The organism is Actinoallomurus oryzae, from assembly GCF_039541955.1.
Taxonomy (GTDB): Bacteria; Actinomycetota; Actinomycetes; order Streptosporangiales; family Streptosporangiaceae; genus Actinoallomurus; species Actinoallomurus oryzae.
Map to the genome: position 1 here is coordinate 123406 of NZ_BAABHF010000019.1, position 16537 is coordinate 139942.

17 protein-coding genes are annotated in these 16537 nt (G+C 69.2%); 8 read left to right on the top strand and 9 right to left on the bottom strand.

Annotated elements, in window-relative coordinates:
- Positions 1-31: 31 nt before the first annotated feature.
- From ABEA10_RS14920 to ABEA10_RS14950, 7 genes are read right to left on the bottom strand one after another with little or no spacing between them, the layout of a single operon-like run.
- On the bottom strand, positions 32-478 hold the full coding sequence (locus ABEA10_RS14920; RefSeq protein WP_345463459.1) for a PaaI family thioesterase: 447 nt from the start codon (positions 476-478) through the stop codon (positions 32-34).
- Positions 475-960 carry a MaoC/PaaZ C-terminal domain-containing protein gene (locus ABEA10_RS14925; protein ID WP_345463462.1) on the bottom strand — a complete coding sequence of 162 codons (486 nt, stop codon included), beginning with the start codon at positions 958-960 and terminating at the stop codon, positions 475-477. The genes ABEA10_RS14920 and ABEA10_RS14925 overlap by 4 nt, the downstream gene beginning before the upstream one ends.
- Positions 957-2678, bottom strand: a complete 1722-nt coding sequence (locus tag ABEA10_RS14930) for an AMP-binding protein (protein WP_345463465.1) — start codon at positions 2676-2678, stop codon at positions 957-959. The genes ABEA10_RS14925 and ABEA10_RS14930 overlap by 4 nt, the downstream gene beginning before the upstream one ends.
- Complete coding sequence (locus tag ABEA10_RS14935; RefSeq protein WP_345463468.1) at positions 2675-3634, bottom strand: 3-hydroxyacyl-CoA dehydrogenase NAD-binding domain-containing protein; 960 nt, start codon at positions 3632-3634, stop codon at positions 2675-2677. The genes ABEA10_RS14930 and ABEA10_RS14935 overlap by 4 nt, the downstream gene beginning before the upstream one ends.
- A gap of 35 nt (positions 3635-3669) precedes the next feature.
- On the bottom strand, positions 3670-5154 hold the full coding sequence (locus tag ABEA10_RS14940; RefSeq protein WP_345463471.1) for an aldehyde dehydrogenase family protein: 1485 nt from the start codon (positions 5152-5154) through the stop codon (positions 3670-3672).
- Positions 5151-6050: an alpha/beta fold hydrolase gene (locus tag ABEA10_RS14945; RefSeq protein WP_345463474.1), complete on the bottom strand. Its 900-nt coding sequence runs from the start codon at positions 6048-6050 to the stop codon at positions 5151-5153. The genes ABEA10_RS14940 and ABEA10_RS14945 overlap by 4 nt, the downstream gene beginning before the upstream one ends.
- Positions 6047-6991 carry a 3-carboxyethylcatechol 2,3-dioxygenase gene (locus tag ABEA10_RS14950; RefSeq protein ID WP_345463476.1) on the bottom strand — a complete coding sequence of 315 codons (945 nt, stop codon included), beginning with the start codon at positions 6989-6991 and terminating at the stop codon, positions 6047-6049. Before ABEA10_RS14950 ends, ABEA10_RS14945 begins: the two co-directional genes overlap by 4 nt.
- Before the next feature lie 96 nt (positions 6992-7087).
- Between ABEA10_RS14950 and ABEA10_RS14955 the strand changes: the two genes are divergently transcribed.
- The 8 genes from ABEA10_RS14955 to ABEA10_RS14990 all read left to right on the top strand — a co-directional run bounded on the left by ABEA10_RS14955 (position 7088) and on the right by ABEA10_RS14990 (position 15118).
- On the top strand, positions 7088-8026 hold the full coding sequence (locus ABEA10_RS14955; RefSeq protein WP_345463479.1) for a LysR family transcriptional regulator: 939 nt from the start codon (positions 7088-7090) through the stop codon (positions 8024-8026).
- A 169-nt stretch (positions 8027-8195) separates the two neighbouring features.
- Positions 8196-9452 (top strand): MFS transporter, encoded by a 1257-nt coding sequence (locus ABEA10_RS14960; RefSeq protein ID WP_345463482.1) that lies wholly within the window; start codon positions 8196-8198, stop codon positions 9450-9452.
- Positions 9449-10315 (top strand): amidohydrolase family protein, encoded by an 867-nt coding sequence (locus ABEA10_RS14965; protein ID WP_345463487.1) that lies wholly within the window; start codon positions 9449-9451, stop codon positions 10313-10315. The genes ABEA10_RS14960 and ABEA10_RS14965 overlap by 4 nt, the downstream gene beginning before the upstream one ends.
- Positions 10315-11967, top strand: coding sequence for an FAD-dependent monooxygenase (locus ABEA10_RS14970; RefSeq protein WP_345463490.1), 1653 nt, complete (start codon positions 10315-10317; stop codon positions 11965-11967). Before ABEA10_RS14965 ends, ABEA10_RS14970 begins: the two co-directional genes overlap by 1 nt.
- Positions 11968-12209: 242 nt before the next feature.
- Entirely contained in the window at positions 12210-12578 is a 369-nt protein-coding gene (locus ABEA10_RS14975; protein ID WP_345463493.1) for a DUF427 domain-containing protein, read from the top strand.
- 187 nt (positions 12579-12765) lie between these two features.
- Positions 12766-13389, top strand: a complete 624-nt coding sequence (locus ABEA10_RS14980) for an IS5 family transposase (protein ID WP_345465145.1) — start codon at positions 12766-12768, stop codon at positions 13387-13389.
- A 187-nt stretch (positions 13390-13576) separates the two neighbouring features.
- The gene (locus tag ABEA10_RS14985) at positions 13577-14455 is read left to right on the top strand and encodes a GNAT family N-acetyltransferase (protein WP_345463496.1); all 879 of its coding nucleotides are present in this window, start codon (positions 13577-13579) and stop codon (positions 14453-14455) included.
- 105 nt (positions 14456-14560) lie between these two features.
- A complete protein-coding gene (locus ABEA10_RS14990) occupies positions 14561-15118 on the top strand; it encodes a hypothetical protein (RefSeq protein WP_345463499.1) in 558 nt (185 codons plus the stop codon).
- On the opposite strand, the gene ABEA10_RS14995 is transcribed toward ABEA10_RS14990, so the two are convergent.
- Positions 15111-15371, bottom strand: a complete 261-nt coding sequence (locus ABEA10_RS14995) for a hypothetical protein (RefSeq protein ID WP_345463502.1) — start codon at positions 15369-15371, stop codon at positions 15111-15113. The genes ABEA10_RS14990 and ABEA10_RS14995 overlap by 8 nt on opposite strands.
- 104 nt (positions 15372-15475) lie before the next feature.
- On the bottom strand, positions 15476-16318 hold the full coding sequence (locus ABEA10_RS15000) for a polysaccharide lyase family 7 protein (RefSeq protein WP_345463505.1): 843 nt from the start codon (positions 16316-16318) through the stop codon (positions 15476-15478).
- Between the last annotated feature and the right edge of the window lie 219 nt (positions 16319-16537).

The window sequence follows — 16537 nt, forward strand, 5'->3', positions numbered from 1 at the left end:
TCGGGATGGTCAGGTCGCCAACCGGCCCCGTCTACGTCGTCCTGGGCATCAACTGCGCCGGCGAACGCGACGGTGGGTTCCGGTACACCGCGCTTGCCGTCAGGACCGTCCGTCCCTCACTGTGGAGCCGGGCGGACACGAACGTCACCGTCCGCGTCGACTGATCGACCGCCGCCTCCCCGAACAGCAGCTCACCACCACGCGCGGGCGCCAGCATCGAGCATGACAACTGGAGCGTCACGGGATGGCGGTCGGGATCCACACCGAGGAAGGACTCGACGGTGGCGCCCAGGGTGATGTCGAGGACGGTCATGAGGAAACCGCCGTGCGCGGTGCCGTTGGGATTGAGGTGGTGCGGTGCCGGCGACACGCAGAGGTCGGTCCGGTCGGTGCCGCGCCGCCACAGCAGGCCGCCGACATGGCCGAGGAAGGTGCCTTCCTGGTCGAGCGGAACGAAGCCCTCGGGAACGCCGTTCATGCTTCCTCCACCAGGACGATCCATGTCGCCGCCATCGCGGGCCGTTCGCTCGCCCGCCGTTCGAGCCGACACCCGAGGCTGAGCCGGGTGGTCGGGCCGGGACCCGGTGCCACGGCGTCCAGGGACAACCGCAGGCGGAACTCATCGCCTGGGAGAACCGGTGCGGTGAATCGGATCCGCTCCAGCCCGTAGTTGGTCCACCTGGTGGCCTTGGCGATGGTGTAGCACTGGTTCGCCAGCGCGGTGACCGTGGAGAGCACCAGGAATCCGTGGGCGAGGAGACCGTTCAGGCCGGCCTCGTCGCGGGCCCGCGGCGGGTCCGTGTGGATCCAGTGCCGGTCGTGCGTGAGTTCGGCGAAGCCGAGCACGTCGTCCTGCTCGAGCGATGCCCAGCCGCTGATCCCGATCTCGCTTCCGACGTGGGTCTGGAGGTCGGCAGCACGGTCGACGGCCAGGGTTCTGGTTGGGTTCTCGACCTTCACGATCGCTCTCTCTGCCGGTCGTATATCTGTTCGACGAGCTGCCCCCGCCGTTCCAGAACGACACTGCGCACAAGCTGTCCCTTGTTGCCCACCTCGTCGCCCTCGGGTTCCAGCAGGGCGCCGTCGAGGACCCGGGTGCTCGGCTTGGTGTTCGCACGGTTGTACGCGTCCAGCAGCAGCCGGAGGTCGTCCTCGCCGAACGGTTCGGTGGCACGGCTGTCCGCCCAGACGAGCACGCAGGGTGCGGACCGGTTGGCGCCGAACACGACGATGTCGCGCAACCGTCCCGCGCTGCGGGTCAGCAGGCTCGCGCGGATGCCGCTGGTGTCGACCCAGGTGCCGTTGGCCAGCTTGAAGTCGTCGGCGATCCGGCCGGCGAAGCGCAACCCGCGCTCCGGGCGGGCGGGATCGATGAGTTCGCCCGCGTCACCCGAGCGGTACCAGCCGTCGGCGGTGAACGCCGCTCGGCTCTGCTCGGGCAGTCGCCAGTATCCGCCGGAGACGCATGGCCCGCGGACCAGGAGTTCGTGCTTGCCCGCGACGGGACGCAGTCCGATCTCGACACCGGGCAGCGGCGTCCCGATGCAGTCCGGGGCGACTCCGGGTGCGTGCACCATGGTCGCGCCGGGGCCCACCTCGGTCGAGCCCCATCCGGTCACTATGGGGACCGGGCGCCCGCGCACCGTCGCCGAGAGTTCCGACAGCCGGCGGAACACGCTCGGGTGCATGGCCGCGCCGGCGCTGAACATGACGTCGAGGCGGCCGAAGAACGCCGTGCGGAAGTCCGGATCGGCCTCCAGCGCGGGCAGGAGTGCCGTGAACCCGGCCGGAACCGCGCCGTGGAAGGTGGGCCGGTGACGGCGGAGGTTCCGGATCGTGACGTCGAGGCGGTCCGGCCGGCCCGCGGCCTCGTCGATGTGCAGTGTTCCACCCTGGGACAGCACGAGGTTGACATTGGCGTTGCCGCCGAAGGCGTGGTTCCACGGCAGCCAGTCGACCAGTACCGGGCGGTGGCCGGTCAGGAAGGGCCAGACGTCGAGCGTCATCCGGATGTTGGTCGTCATCATCGACTGGGTGTAGGCCACCGGCTTCGGCCGGCCGGTCGAACCGGAGGTGAGGAGGATCTTCGTCGGGGCCGTGGGGTCGATGTCCTCGGGTGCCGGTCGTGCGGCGTCGTCGGGAATCGCGCACCGCAGTTCCCGGACGGCCGGGCGGCCGACGAGCACGCGCGCCGGTGCGCCGGCGGGCAGGGCCTCCGCCAGGACCGCCGCGTGGGCCGAGTCGGCCGCCCAGACCAGTGCCGGTTCGAGCAGGGCGAGAAGATCGGCCAGCTTGCCTCGGTCGGCCGAGGCCCCGGCGTACTGCGGCGCGACGGGCACGGCTACGGCGCCGGCCAGCATCGTGGCCAGCCCCATGGTCATGTGCTCGACGGAGTTCGGACCCAGCACCACCACGCGGTCCCCGCGCCGCAGACCGCGCTGGACCAGCGCCGCGGCGACCCGGCTCACGTTCTCCCACGCCTGGGCGTAGGACCAGGCCGTCCGGTCCGCGCCCGTGGCCACCGTGAGGAAGGTGGCGTTCGGTGTCTCGGCGCCGAATCGGCGCAACCAGTGCAGGACGGTCGGCGTCGCCGTACCCGCCGGAATCCGGGACCGCAGCACGAGCACGCCATCCGGCTCGCGGCGGCAGTCGACCGCGGGCGTTGCGAACATGCTCATGTGCGCGGCTCCGCGCCGCGGTCCACGGAGTGCGGCAGCGCGAGCACGTCGACGGCGGCCGCGTCCCTGGCGGCGAGGACGTCGCCGATCGCCCGGCCGTCGAGGACCTCGTCCCCGGCCGCGATCAGCCGGGCCCGGGCGTCCTCGTCGAGATGCGGTGTGCCCAGGTCGGACCACCACCCCTCGATGGTGTCCGCGAACGAGCGCATCGCGCCACGCATCCCGTCGGGACCGCCGGCCAGCGCCAGCGACATGAGTGGGCCGCCGATCAGGAACCGCGGGGTTATGCCGTGCACCACGGCGTCCTCGATGCCGGTCGCGTCCACGACGCCCTCGGCGAGCAGGTGCGTCACTTCCCTCAGCATCGCGAAGGTCAGCCGGTTGGTGAGGTAGCCGGGGATCTCGCGGTGCAGCAGCACCGGGCGCTTGCCCAGGTCGGCGAGGTGGGCAAGCACCGCGGTGACGACGGTGGGCGAGGTCGCCTTGCCCGCCAGGACCTCCACGAGTGGGAGCGCGTAGACCGGACTCTGCGGATGGGCGACGACCAGACGCTCCGGGTGATCCATGCGGGCCTGCAGGTCCGACGGCATGAGACCACCGCTGCTCGACAGGATCGGGACCCCGGGCGCGACCGCGGTCTCGATGCTTCGGTACGCGTCCTGCTTGGCCTCGACGGACTCGGGGACGTTCTCGTGCACCAGGGCCGCGGCGCCGAGACCGGCGGTCGGGACCAGCCGGAGCAGGTCCAGGGGCGCCGACATGGGTGCGCCGGGCACGGTGCGGCGGACCGAGGGCCACACGCCCTCAAGGTACGACGTCAGCCTCCCCAGCGCGGCGGGTGCCGGATCCACCACCAGCACCGGGCGGCGGCGGGCGAGATAGGTGGCGGCCCATCCGCCGCCGATCGTCCCAGCGCCCACCAGGCCGATCGGTTCGTCGCTCCAGTCGTTGGGCATGCCTGACCTCCCTGTCAGTGTCGTCGCGTGCCGGCTTAGGAGGCGTCTTCGCGCAGCGAGTCCATGTCCGGAACCGGACCGGTACGGGTGAGCAGCGCCTTGCGGCGGAGGAAGCGCAACATGCCGTTGGGCCCCATGCGCGAGCCGCCCAACCCGGAGAGGTTGTAGGAGGTCTTCTCCACGTCGCGCATGATGGCGATGGTCAGCGAGGTGTCCATCAGGCTGACGGCGCCGGCGTTGACGCGCCGCCCTATCGCCCTGGCCTCGTCCTCGTCACCGGCGAACACCGCGGCGGACAGGCCGTAGTCGCTGTCGTTGGCGAGCCGGACCGCCTCGTCGATGTCGTCGTAGGCCTGCACGGGGACGACGGGTCCGAACGTCTCCTCGCGCATGATCTTCATGTCGTGGTCGACGCCGGTCAGTACCGTCGCGCGCATGTAGCGACCGCCGTCGAGCGTCTCGCTGCGGCCGCCGCAGTGCAGGACGGCGCCACGGGCCAGCGCGTCGGCCAGGTGGGCGTCGACGATGTCGGCCTGCCTGCCGAGGATGAAGGGACCGATATGGCCCCGGTCGACGTCCGGGTGGTTCAGCTCGAGGCGCCGGGCCTGGCCGGTCAGCTCCTCGACGAAGGCGTCGTGCACGGACCGGTCGACGTATACGCGCTCGGTCGCGAAGCACACCTGCCCCGTGTTGTGCACAGCGCCCTTGAGGACCGCGGCCGCGGCCTGCCGCAGGTCGGCCGATGCGGTGACGATCGCCGCGTCCTTGCCGCCGAGTTCGAGGAACGCCGGAATGAAGCGGCGGGCACACGTCTGCGCCAGTGCGCGACCGGTGGAGACGCTGCCGGTGAAGCACAGCGCGTCCACCTCTTCGACGATGGACCGGCCCGTATCGGGTCCACCCGTCACGAAGTGCAGCACGGCGGCGAGGTCGGGCACCTCGGCGATGCCGGCGGCAACCGGCTCGACGAAGCGGGGTGCCACCTCGCTCGGCTTGACGATCACCGCACAGCCCGCGAGCAGCGCGGGCACGGCGTCCAGCGTCGAGAGCAGGAACGGATGGTTCCACGGGCTGATCACACCGAGCAGGGGGTACGGGTCGAACTCGGTGTCGTAGCGCACCGTGGCGGACGTGCTCGAAACGCCGTGCAGCCGAGCGCGCTCGAGGATCGCGGGTGCGGCGTCACACCATCCGCGGATCGAGGCCGCGACCATGTACGGCACCTCGTGAGACACCCGGCTGCGGCCGGTGTCGACCGTCTCGGCGTCGCCGATCGCCTTGGCGTTCGCCTCGATGGCGTCCGCCCAGCGGCGCAACACGGCTGCCCGGTGGCCGATCCCGGCCGCGGTCCACGCGGGCTGGGCCTTGCGGAGGCCGGCACAGAATTCGGCGATCTCGGCCGGGTCGGGCGGATGGATCAGGTAGTCGACGCGCCCTGTCCGGGGATTGCGGACGGGCAGTGCGCCATCGGTCGCCATGGCCTCGACGTCATGGCTGTCCGGAAGCTGGGTTGATGTCACAGAAACGCATCCTCTCGCTGCCCGAGGAAGTCCAGGACGAGCTCGTTGAACCGACGATGCCGCTCCCACTGTGGCCAGTGCCCCGCGCCTTCGACCAGCTCGAAGCGCCCGTTCGGGAGCTTGTCCGCCATGCGCAGCCCGACGGCGGCCGGCCCCGAGGGGTCGTCACTGGTCCAGACCACGAGCGTGGGCGCGGTGATGGCGGCCAGCTCGTCGTCGGTGATCATGTTGCGCGCCCGGACGTCTCCGTCCTGCAGGCACATGATGTTCCGCATCGACTCGGCGAACGGCGCCTGGGCGTAGATGGTCCGCCGGACGTCGACCAGTTCCTGGGTGACACTCGTCGGGTCGGCCATCAGCCAGCTCACGCGGGCGCGGATGCGCTCGTCACTCGGGTCGTCGGCGGCGCCTTGGGACAACGTGCGGATCCGCTCCCGGACAGCCGGGTCGGACAGCGCACCACCGGGGGTGTTCAACACGATCCGGCCCACTCGCTCCGGGTGCGCGTACGCTGCCTTCACCGCGACCCAGCCACCGAGCGACTCTCCGTTCAGATGTGCCCGGTCCACACCGAGCGCGTCGAGAAGGCTCATGAGGTGGGCGACGTAGTCCGGCAGTTCGAGCGGTCGAGTCGCCGGGGTGGTCAGCCCGTGACCCGGGTAGTCGTAGGCGATCACGCGGTACCGCGCGGCGAGGGCGGGGATGTTGCGGGCGTAGGCCTCCAGATGCCCGCCGACGCCGTGCAGCAGGACGACGGTCTCCGGTCCCGCACCGGCCTCCAGCACACGGGTGTTCCACTCGCCGACCTGCACGTGTCGGATCGTCAGGTCCTGCCCGATCAGCGCGGTCCAGATGCTCGGCTCGTCGGTGACGGGGGCGGGAATGGGGACGGTCACGGGTTCCTCCGGGTCTCTGCGGTGGTGATGCCGAAGCCGGCGATCCATTCCGGGATCGGGCGGTAGAAGCTGCCGCGCATGGCGTAGGGACCGGCGGTGGCCAGGGCCGCGTAGCAGGCCAGCCAGGTGCGAACTTCGTGGGCGGAGTTGCCCGCCTCGGCGGTGATCCAGGTGTTGGTCCAGGTGTCGGCGGCGGTGAGGCGCCCCTCGGCCAGCAGGTCCAGGAACGCGCGGTCCCAGTCCGGGTTCAGCCGTGGCCCCGGCTCCCCGGACGCGACGGCCAGCCCGGCGTCGCGGACCCGGGCCTCGCGCCCGGCCCGCTCCTCGGGTGTCGGATGCCGGCCGGCGATCAGCCGGGCGGCGACCTCGGGCGGCGCGCCCTCCAGCGTGGGCAGCGGCGGATCGTGGGAGAGGCCGCCGGAGCCGAGCAGCAACACCCGGCGGTCGAGCGCGAGCAGGGCTCGGCCCAGTGCCTCGCCGAGCCGGCGGGTGCGCCGTACGGGGCCGAACGGCACCGCCACGCAGTTGATGAAGACGGGTACCGCCGGAACGGCGTCGATCGCGCCGAACAGCAGCTCCAGGGGCTGGGCGAAGCCGTGGTCGACGACCATCCGCTCGGACATGGCCAGGTCGATGTCCGCCGCCAGGACCTCCCGCACGACGTGCCGCGCGGCTTCCCGGTCGACCGCGAGTGGTCCCCGCGCCGTCCCGTAGTCGCCGACGGCCTCGGCCGCGGTGCCCACGCAGAACGGCGGCATCAGATCGTAGAACATGCCGTTGTAGTGGTCCGGTGCGACCACGACGACCAGGTCGGGCCGGAAGTCCGCGGCGAAGGCACGGGCCTGCGCGAACGCCGCGTCGACCGCGGTCCGGGCGTCGCCGCGTGGCTCGACGGTACGCATGAGCGGTGAGTGCGACGCGGTGACGACGGCCAGCGGCATCGGGACCTCCTCGACGGTGGGGATGCCCCGAAGCTACGACTACCCGGTCATATAGGTCTATGTGATAATTCGGCGTCTCGACTTAGCATTTCGGCTATGAGTTCGACGATGCCGGACAACCGGATCTCTCTGCACAAGCTCGAGGTGTTCTGCAGCGTGGTGGAGCGGGGTGGTGTCCGCCTTGCCGCGGAGGATCTGTTCGTCTCCCAGCCGGTGGTCAGTGCCCACCTGCGCTCGCTGGAGGAACGCCTGAAGGTCAAGCTCTTCCAGCGCGACGGCCGGGGCATGAAGCTGACCGAGGCCGGTGCCGAGGTGCACCAGTGGGCCACCGAGGTGTTGCGGGGGCGCACCGAACTCGACCGGAGCCTGCGCGACATCTCCCGCGGAGTGGCCGGGCGGGCGTCGATCGGGTCGAGCATGTCCGTGGGCAACTACGTGCTGCCGCAAGTCCTGGTGGACTTCCGTCGCGCGCATCCACAGGCGTCGATCTCGCTGCACCAGTCGACCGTGGAGATCGCCCTGGAGCGCACGCTCGACGGCCGCTCCGACTTCGCGGTCGTCGCTACGGACGCCGTGCTCGACGCCAACTCCTTCGAGGCCGAGCTGATCGCTCGGCCGCCGTTCTGCCTGGTCGCGGCGCTCGACGACGAGCAGGTCGGTGCCTCGGCGACGGTCGCCGAGTTGACCGCGCTTCCGTTCGTCTGCCCGCCGGCCGGCGCGGCGATTCGCCGCAGCCAAGACTCGGCATTGGCCTCCATCGGTGTCGTGGACCGGCGGGTGGAGATCGAACTCGGCAGCGCCGAGTCCATGAAGGTGGCCGTGCAGGGCGGACTCGGCGTGGCGCTGCTCTGGCGGGAATCCGTGCGTCGCGAACTGGAAGCGGGTCTGCTGCGCGAGGTGCAGATCACCGGGCACACGCTGTACGACAAGCTCTATCTGGTGCGGCGTCGCGGCAAGAGGCTCACCGCCTTCCAGACGACGCTGACCACAGTGCTCCGGGACGGCATCCGGGAGTTGCTGGACCAGGAGAGATAGCTTTTTGGCTCAGTGAAGTCGCCGAAAATCGTCATAGTGCTATTGCTGTGCGCGGCTTAGCTTCCTGTGCATGACCGACCTCACACCCTCCACACCGGTTACCGCCGCCTGGCCTGGTGCCCCAGCGTCCGCGCAGCCTTCCAGATGGGGACGGCTGATCTCCGTTGCCGTGCTGGCCCAGGCCGTCGAGTACTTCGACTTCTTCGTCTACGCCACGGCGTCCGCCATCTTTCTCGGCCCGTTGTTCTTCTCCGGGCTCGGTAGCACCGCCGCCACGCTGGCGTCGTTCTCCACCCTCGCCGTCGGGTTCGTCGCCCGCCCGGTCGGCGGCGCGGTCGCGGGGCACATCGGTGATCGGTACGGCCGCAAACCGGTGCTCGTCTCATCAACGGTGGTGATGGGCGTGGCCACCTTCCTGATGGGCTTGCTGCCCACGGCGGCGACGATCGGCTGGGCCGGCGCGGTGCTGCTCGTGCTACTGCGCCTGCTGCAGGGCTTCGCGCTCGGCGGGCAGTGGGGCGGTGCGTCGCTGTTGCTCACCGAGAGCGCGCCGGCCGGTCGGCGCGGGTTCTTCGGCAGCTTCGTGCAGGTCGGCGCGCAACTGGGACTGATGGGCGGGATCAGCGCGTTCCTCGTGCTCTCGTTCGTCCTCTCGGACGAGCAGATGCTGGGGTGGGGGTGGCGGATTCCGTTCCTGTCCGGCCTGGTCATGATCGCCATCGGGCTCTACATCCACCGCGCGGTGGAGGACACGCCCAAGTTCAAGGAGCTGCAGGCGGCTCGCCCGGAGCCGAACGCGGCGGAGCAGCCTCCGCTGGCGAAGGTGCTGCGAAAGCACTGGCGGACCATCCTCCTCGCGGGCGGCGCGTTCGTGCTGCCGAACGCCGTCGCCTTCATCATCGTGTCGGGCATCCTCGACTACGGCGTCCAGTCGTTGCACCTGGCGCGGGCTCCGCTGCTCGGGGTGATCCTGGCCGCCTGCATCGCACCGTTGATCTTCCTGCCGTACTTCGCGCACCTGTCCGACCGGGTGGGGCGGCCGAGGCTGTTCATCATCGGGGGCGCGGGTGTCGCGGTCTGGGGCTGGCCGATGTTCGCGATGATCGACACCGGCAATCTGTGGCTGGTCTTCGTCGCGTTGTTCGTCTGCTTCACCATCCACTCGCTGATGTTCGGCCCCCAGGTGGCGCTCTACTCCGAGCTGTTCAGCACGGACGTCCGCTTCTCCGGAGCGTCGCTGGGTTACCAGGTCGGGTCGGTCTTCGGTGGCGGGCTCGCGCCGCTGATCACCGCCGCCCTGCTCGACGCGACAAAGGCCGGCTGGTCCGTCGCCGCGTACATGACGGTGCTCGGGGTGATCAGTCTGTTGTCCATTACGGTCCTGCGAAGGCGCGCGAACTCGGCGAGCCGCCGGGAGCTCACATGACGAGGCGGACGGTCCGGCATGTCGTCGACACCCACCACCACGTCGGCACCCTCTCGATCGGCGCGGCCGAGGAGCGGCCCACGGCCTCGGTGTCGCGGGACCACGTCGACACCCACCACGCGATGCTCGACCGCTTCGGCATGACCGCCTGCGCGGTGATGCCCGGCCTGCAGTACGAGCGTCCACACGGGATCGTCAACACCCGAGAGGTCAACGACGCGATCGCGGCCTACCGGAACCGCTCGCCGCGTTTCCTCGCCGCGCTCGGCACCGTCGAGCCGCTGCACGGTCTCGCGCTCTGCCGCGCGGAACTCGACCGGATGGTCGACGAGCTGGGGCTCGACGGGGTCGTCTGGCACACCCGCTACCAGGGCGTCGCCGTCTCGGACCAGCGTATGCACGCCCTGGTCGACGAGGCCACCGCCCGCGGCCTCCCCTGCTACGTACACATGTTCGCCGAGTCCAATCTCGAAGCGCCGTGGATGTTCGCGGACCTCGCCCGCAACCATCCCGATGCGACGATCGTCGCCCTCGACGCGTTCTCGGCGTCGACCCAGATCCAGTACGTCATGGATCTGGCGGACCGCTTCGACAACATCCTGTTCGACACCGCGATCTGTTTCCCGCTGCTGCGCCCGCTCGACACCTTCGTGACCCGGTTCGGCTCCGAACGGCTGATGTTCGGCACCGACTCCTATGCCGACCCCGTCAGCTACAACGTGCCGGCCGTGATGGAGGAGCTGCTCGCGTCCGAAATGGACGCCGAGCATCTCGAGAACGTCTTCTGGCGCACGTTCTGCCGTGTCTTTCCCGCCGCGGACCAGGCGCTGCGAGCACTCGACACCCCCGAGGAGAATCTCTGATGCCCACCCCCTCCGGACACCGCTCCGTAATCGTCGTCGGCGCGGGACCGGTCGGCCTGACACTCGCCGCCGAGCTCGGCACTCGCGGCGTCGACACGCTCGTGCTCGAAAAGCAGGGCACCACCACGGACAACCCGCGCTGCAACACGACCAACGCCCGGTCGATGGAGTACTTTCGCCGGCTCGGCGTCGCGGACCGGATCCGCCGCGCCGGGCTGCCGCTCGACCACGCCACGGACGTCGTGTACTGCACGAGCCTGACGGGCTGGGAGCTCACCCGCTTCCGGTTCTCGTCCGCCCAGGAGATCCTGGACCGGACCGCGCCCGAGCTCGACGAGTGGCCCACTCCCGAGCCCCAGCACCGGATCTCACAGATCTTCCTTGAGCCGATCCTGGAACGGCACGTCCGCGGTTACGACTCGGTCGAGATCGCTCGTGAGCACGAGGTCGTCGGAGTCCGGCAGCGTGGCGAGATCGTCGAGGTGCGCGTCACCGCCGGAGGCATCGAGAAGGTACTGACCGCCGATTACGTCGTGGGCTGTGACGGCGGGGCCAGCACCACCCGGCGGGCGATCGGCGCCCGGCTGCAGGGTGACTCCCGTGCCGCGGAGAACCGGCTCTCGGTCTACTTCCGCTCGGCGGAGCTGGGCCGCGAGTTCGCCGCGTCAGAGCGGCCCGGCTGGATGTACTGGTGGTACGGACCACGCCTGAAAGGCTCGTTCGTGCAACTCGACGGTGAGGGCCTGTTCCTGTGCCATGCGCGCGTGCCGGAGGGCACCGCACCGGATGACCTCGACGAGGACGAGGTCCTGTTCGCCGCCCTCGGCCGCGAAATGGAATTGAAGAAGATCCAGGTCGTACGGTGGACGCCGCGCCGGCTCGTGGCCGACCGGTTCGTCGACGGCCGGATCGTGCTCGCCGGCGACGCCGCACACCTTTGGCTCCCGCTGGGTGGCTTCGGGATGAATACCGGCATCGCCGACGCGGTCGGGCTGGGCTGGCGCCTCACGGCGCTGCACGGCGGTTGGGGCGGACCCGAACTTCTCAGGGCGTACGAGGTCGAGCGCCGCTCCGTGGGGGAGGCCACCTCGCGTGCGGCGCTCAAGATCGACCGGGACATGGCGTCCATCGCCCGCGACCCCGCGCTGCACGTCGACGACGCCGAGGGCGCCCGGCTGCGGGCCGAGGTCGGGGAACTCATCGCGAAGCTCGATCGGCAGCAGTGGCACAGCCAGGGTGTGCAGTTCGGGTCCCGTTACGTGGACTCGCCGGGGATCGCAGCGGACGGCCGGTCGGCGGAGGACGCGATCACACGTATCGACGAGTACCGCCCGAGCCTCGCCCCAGGAGCCCGCTTTCCGCACGTCTGGCTGCCCGGCGGACGTTCGGTGTTCGACCTTCTCGGCAGGGAATTCACGCTGGTCTGCGCCGGTGGCGATGCCAGCCCCTTCTCCCAAGCCGCAGCCAGGCTCGGAATTCCACTCTCGGTAGTGCACGCCGACGAGAGCTACGCACAGCCGCTCGTTCTCGTTCGCCCCGACCTGTTCATCGCCTGGAGTGGGGCAGCGCCCCCGGCCGACGTCGACGGCCTGCTCCGGCGGCTTGCCGGTTTCGGCACGGTCACCGCCGACCTCCCGACGGTCGCGTCCTGAGCGAGTGGGCGCTGTCAGGTGGGCTTGGCGGCTGTCAGGTAACGGGTGGAGGGGCCTGCGATGCCGTAGCGCAGCCTGCTGAAACCGAGCGTGCCCAGGGTGAGGGCGTGAGTGGCTACGTCCATGCCGCGAAAAGGGCCAACGAACTCACCAATACCGGCCCGCCGCCCGACACGAACGACCGCTCCTGCCGCGATGGGGGCCGCCGGCGGCCGCAAGGAGAGGTTTGATGGGATCGGTCTATGAAGACACGAGGACATGACATCGAGGTCACGCCTGTATCGGATCAGGTCGTGGTGCGGATCAAGGACACGGTCGTCGCGGCCTCCTCCCGGCCGGTCGTGCTCACCGAGACGGGCTGTCCACCGCGGTACTACCTACCGCCGGCGGACGTGAATATGGATCTGCTCAGATCATCCACGACGACATCGCACTGCCCGTTCAAGGGCGACGCCGTGTACTGGTCGGTAAATACCGGTGACGGTCTGATCGAGGACGTGGTCTGGTCCTACCCAGAGCCGTTCTCAAGGGTCGAGCAGATCGCTGGACTGCTTGCCTTCTGGGCCGAGAAGCCGGGCGTCACCTTCGAGGTGAATGGGCAGGCCACGTAAGCGTCGCCGGCTGCGATCGCCGCCACGCGCAACAGACCGCCTGTTCGGGCGACGCTGAACATCCGCTTCTGCCGCTGATCGCATGGTGTAGCGCGTCAGGTCGGTCCTCGGCTGGCCGGAACGACGGCCCGGTCGGTGTCCGGCCGCTTGCGGGTATGGGCGACACAGCGTCACCCGGCTCCAGTCCCTGGCCGACGCGAAGGGTGCGATCACGTGGGACCTGAGCGTCGACTCCACGGTATGCCGTGCCCATCAGCATGCGGCCGGGGCCCGGAAGCGGGGTGGCCTGCGGAAGGAGTCACCGGGTGGTGTCTTCACCGAGCCTGGTGATCACGGGCTGGGGCGTTCGCGCGGTGGGTTCACCACCAAGCTGCACCTGGCCGTCGAGCAGGGGCAGAAGCCCATGTCGATCGTGGTGACGGCCGGGCAGCGTGGAGACTTCGCCGCAGTTCGAACCGGTGCTGGGAAGATTCGCGTGCCTCGCATCGGGTCGGGCCGACCACGCGTCCGCCCCGATCGCGTGCGGGCCGACAAGGCGTACGCCTCCCGCAGAAACCGCGCCTACCTGCGCCGACGCGGGATTCGCTGCGCCATCCCGGACAAGGCCGACCAGGCCCGCAACCGCAAGAGACTCGGCGCTCGCGGCGGCCGGCCGCCCAAGTTCGACGCCGAGGACTACAAGGCTCGGCACACGGTCGAATGTGGCATCAATCGTCTCAAAAGGCATCGTGCCGTGGCCACGAGATACGACAAGCTCGCGGTCCGCTATGAGGCGACCGTCCCCGTCGCGGCCATCAACGAGTGGCTGTGACCACACGCGTGCACCGCCTTTTCGATAACCCGTTGCCCAGGAGCCAATCGGCCAGCTAGGTTCACCCAGCCGCCTGCATTGGTGCAGGCCGGCGCTGTCGACCAGGAGGTGTGGAGCACATGCGCACGAGTGCCCAGGAGTTGAGCTCGCGTAAGGACCTTTGCCACCTCCTCACGACGGAGACACCTTGTCCCTTCGCATCACCCCACTGACCGACCCCGCTCACGGGCCGCACGGCCGGCGTCTTGCCTGGTTGGCGTCGGACGCGGATTCCATCCCTGCCGGGACGGCCTTTCTGCGCCTGTTCGATGGCGGACAAGAGCACCTGGCCGAGCTCGACCTCCGTGTTCATCCCGCGGAGCGCCGCAAGGGCGTCGGCTCCCGGCTCCTCAACATCGCCGTGGCCACCGCCCGGGACAACGCCCGACGCTGCGTTGTCGCGCAGGCAGAAGCCGGATCGCCCGGCGACCACTTCCTGGCAGCGCACGGTTTCCGGAAGGTCCTCACCTTGAGGTTCACCCGCTTGCCACTGGCTGACGTGGATACCGCCGTCCTCGCCGAGATCATCGAGCGTCCGCATCCCGGCTACCGGCTGATGTCATGGCAGGGAACCGTCCCCGACGACCTCGCCCAGACGTTCGCCGCCTCACGCCGCGCCATGGACGACATGCCCATGGACGACACCGACTACGGCACCGTGACCTGGGACGTGGACCGCGTGCGGGCCGCGGCGAAGGCCGTCGAACAGCGCGGCGACCACCTGCACACCGTCGTCGCCATCGACGCCTCCAACGGCTCGATCGCCGGGTTCACCGAACTCGTCATCCCCGGCAACGGCGCAGGTGACGGCCAGCACTACGGCACCGGTGTGCTGCCCGAGCACCGTGGACACGGCCTCGGCCGATGGATGAAGGCCGAGTCGATCCGACAGGCCCATAGGGACTATCCGGACCTCGGTGGCCTCCTGACCGACACCGCCGACAGCAACACGCATATGAGACAGATCAACGACGGTCTCGGCTACACACCCACGCACACGACACACCAGCATCAGCTCGACCTTTAGCAGAGAGCGGACGGGCCGGACCGGGGCATCACCCCGCCCGGCCTGTCCGCGCTTTCGATACACGCTCTAAAGTTGGTCTAGTTACCTTATGGACTGGCCTTACATATGGTGCGTGGTGCCCTCATCCGACTGACAGGCTTATTTGACGGTCGTTCGACGCGCACGAACGGAATACCTCTTCTGCTCGCCAACGCCGCCACTGCTGCCCCAACCGCCGCTCGTGACCATGTGCCATCCGCGTTGAGCTTGCATCTGCGCAGCAAAGACCTTGAGATCGTTAATCGCGCAGCCACAGTCAAGCCATGGCTCTATTCCGATATACGTACCTCCAGGTTTCTCTTCGTATGGATCGATATTCCAACGGACGCGATGCTCATGGTCGGCCAAACTTGTCCGCTCCTCGTCGTGCACGAGGCCAAGCGCACGCGCATACTGATCGAGATCGTCAATGACGAAGAGATCGCTACGCCATTTCCCCGGCCACACGGCATACAGGCGCGACTTGCCAGCAGCGACGAAGGCGTGCCCGCGGACGTGCTCTCACGTGTGCTGTTGATCGAGTTCGGCACCGACGAGCCGGCGTTCGAGGCGCTCGATCCGGCGGGTTACATCGTGCACGGCCAGGCCGTGCCCATCCGGTCGGCCGGTCCTTCGCTCAGGTGATCACCGGCCTCGCGACCGTGTGACCCTCACTGGGGAAATCGCCCGGCGTCCTGGCGGTTCCGGCGGTTCCCGCCTGTCGTACGTGATGGAGAACGTCCTGGTGCCGTCCGGTCTGGTTCGCCGGCAGGTTGCCGGACCAGTAGTAGTAGCCGTCGACGCTGCCGGTCGGGCCGGTGTTCGGCGGGTGGTCGGCGACGAGGAACGGGGAGGACTCCACCTCGTCCCCCGTCAGCGGCTTGGACGCGGCATCCACCGACTGCCGGCGGACCGGCCTCGCCCGCCGAGAGGCCGACGGGTCCTCAGCGGACCCGGAGGGCCTTCGCGCCTTGATGCGGCCACTGGGCTTCGAACAGGCGGTCAGCCGTGGGCCACCGTCAGGGCGTAGAATTTGACCTTCGCGCCGTTGGTGGTGCTGTTCGAAGAGGACTGGTTGTAGTCGCCGGCCTTGAAGTACTGGTGGTAGGCGTTGAAGCCCGAGGCGATCGGGTAACTCTTCGTGTTGCCGTTGACCGTGATCTGGATCTTGCTCCCGACGATCGCGATCACATAGCTCCACTGGGTGCCGAGCGGCACATTGGTCAGGGTGTAGGTGTTCTGACCGCCGTCGGGTGACTTCTCGAGGCCGAGGACGACGTCGCCGTTGGAATGGTAGTAGAGCTCAAGCAGCGGCTTCGTCGACGGGCCACCACTGCCGAGGTGGATCTGCCCGACGCAGACGTTCTTCGTCACCGAGACGATCCGCAGGGTCGCCGACAACTTGTGAGTGCCGGACAGGGACCAGTCCGCGGCACTGCCGTCGGCGTTCATCTCGCGGAGTTCAGAGCGGGCGTAACTGGAGTTCGGCGTGGTCACCCCGGACTCGGGGTCCCAGAAGGTCATCGAGCCGTCGTTCTTGTCGGTCCAGAAGTACGCCGGGTTCGTGTACCCGTTCGCGCCCTTCAACCGTGATGGCGGGATCGTGATCGGCGAGCCGGGCGAACCGATCGGGAGCTGGAGTTCCCACACCGACAGGTTGAAGTTGCCGCCCGGTGCGACGGTCGGGTCGAGGCCGGCGGCGCTCGGCCGGGTAACCGGGGCGGAATCGGCGGCGACGGCGTTCCCGGCGTGAACGGCACCCGCGGCGATCGCCATGGCGCCGCCTGCGGCTACCGCCAGCAGCTTACGGCGGGTACGGCGCGCTCGGTCGTCCTGTGCTGTCACGAACGTTCTCCTTCACGTGCTGGGGCACACGCGTCCTGGCGGGGGCGCGAACATGGCCGTGCGGGCAATCACGGATTCATGGGAAGGAAGCAGGCCCCTCCCAGACCATGACGCCACAGTAAGTACACGGTCAGACATTGTAAAGATACTTAACCATTAACGTTCGGTGCTCGACTGGAACTCGACACCGGCACCGTCTGGCGTCTCCGCATCCGCGGC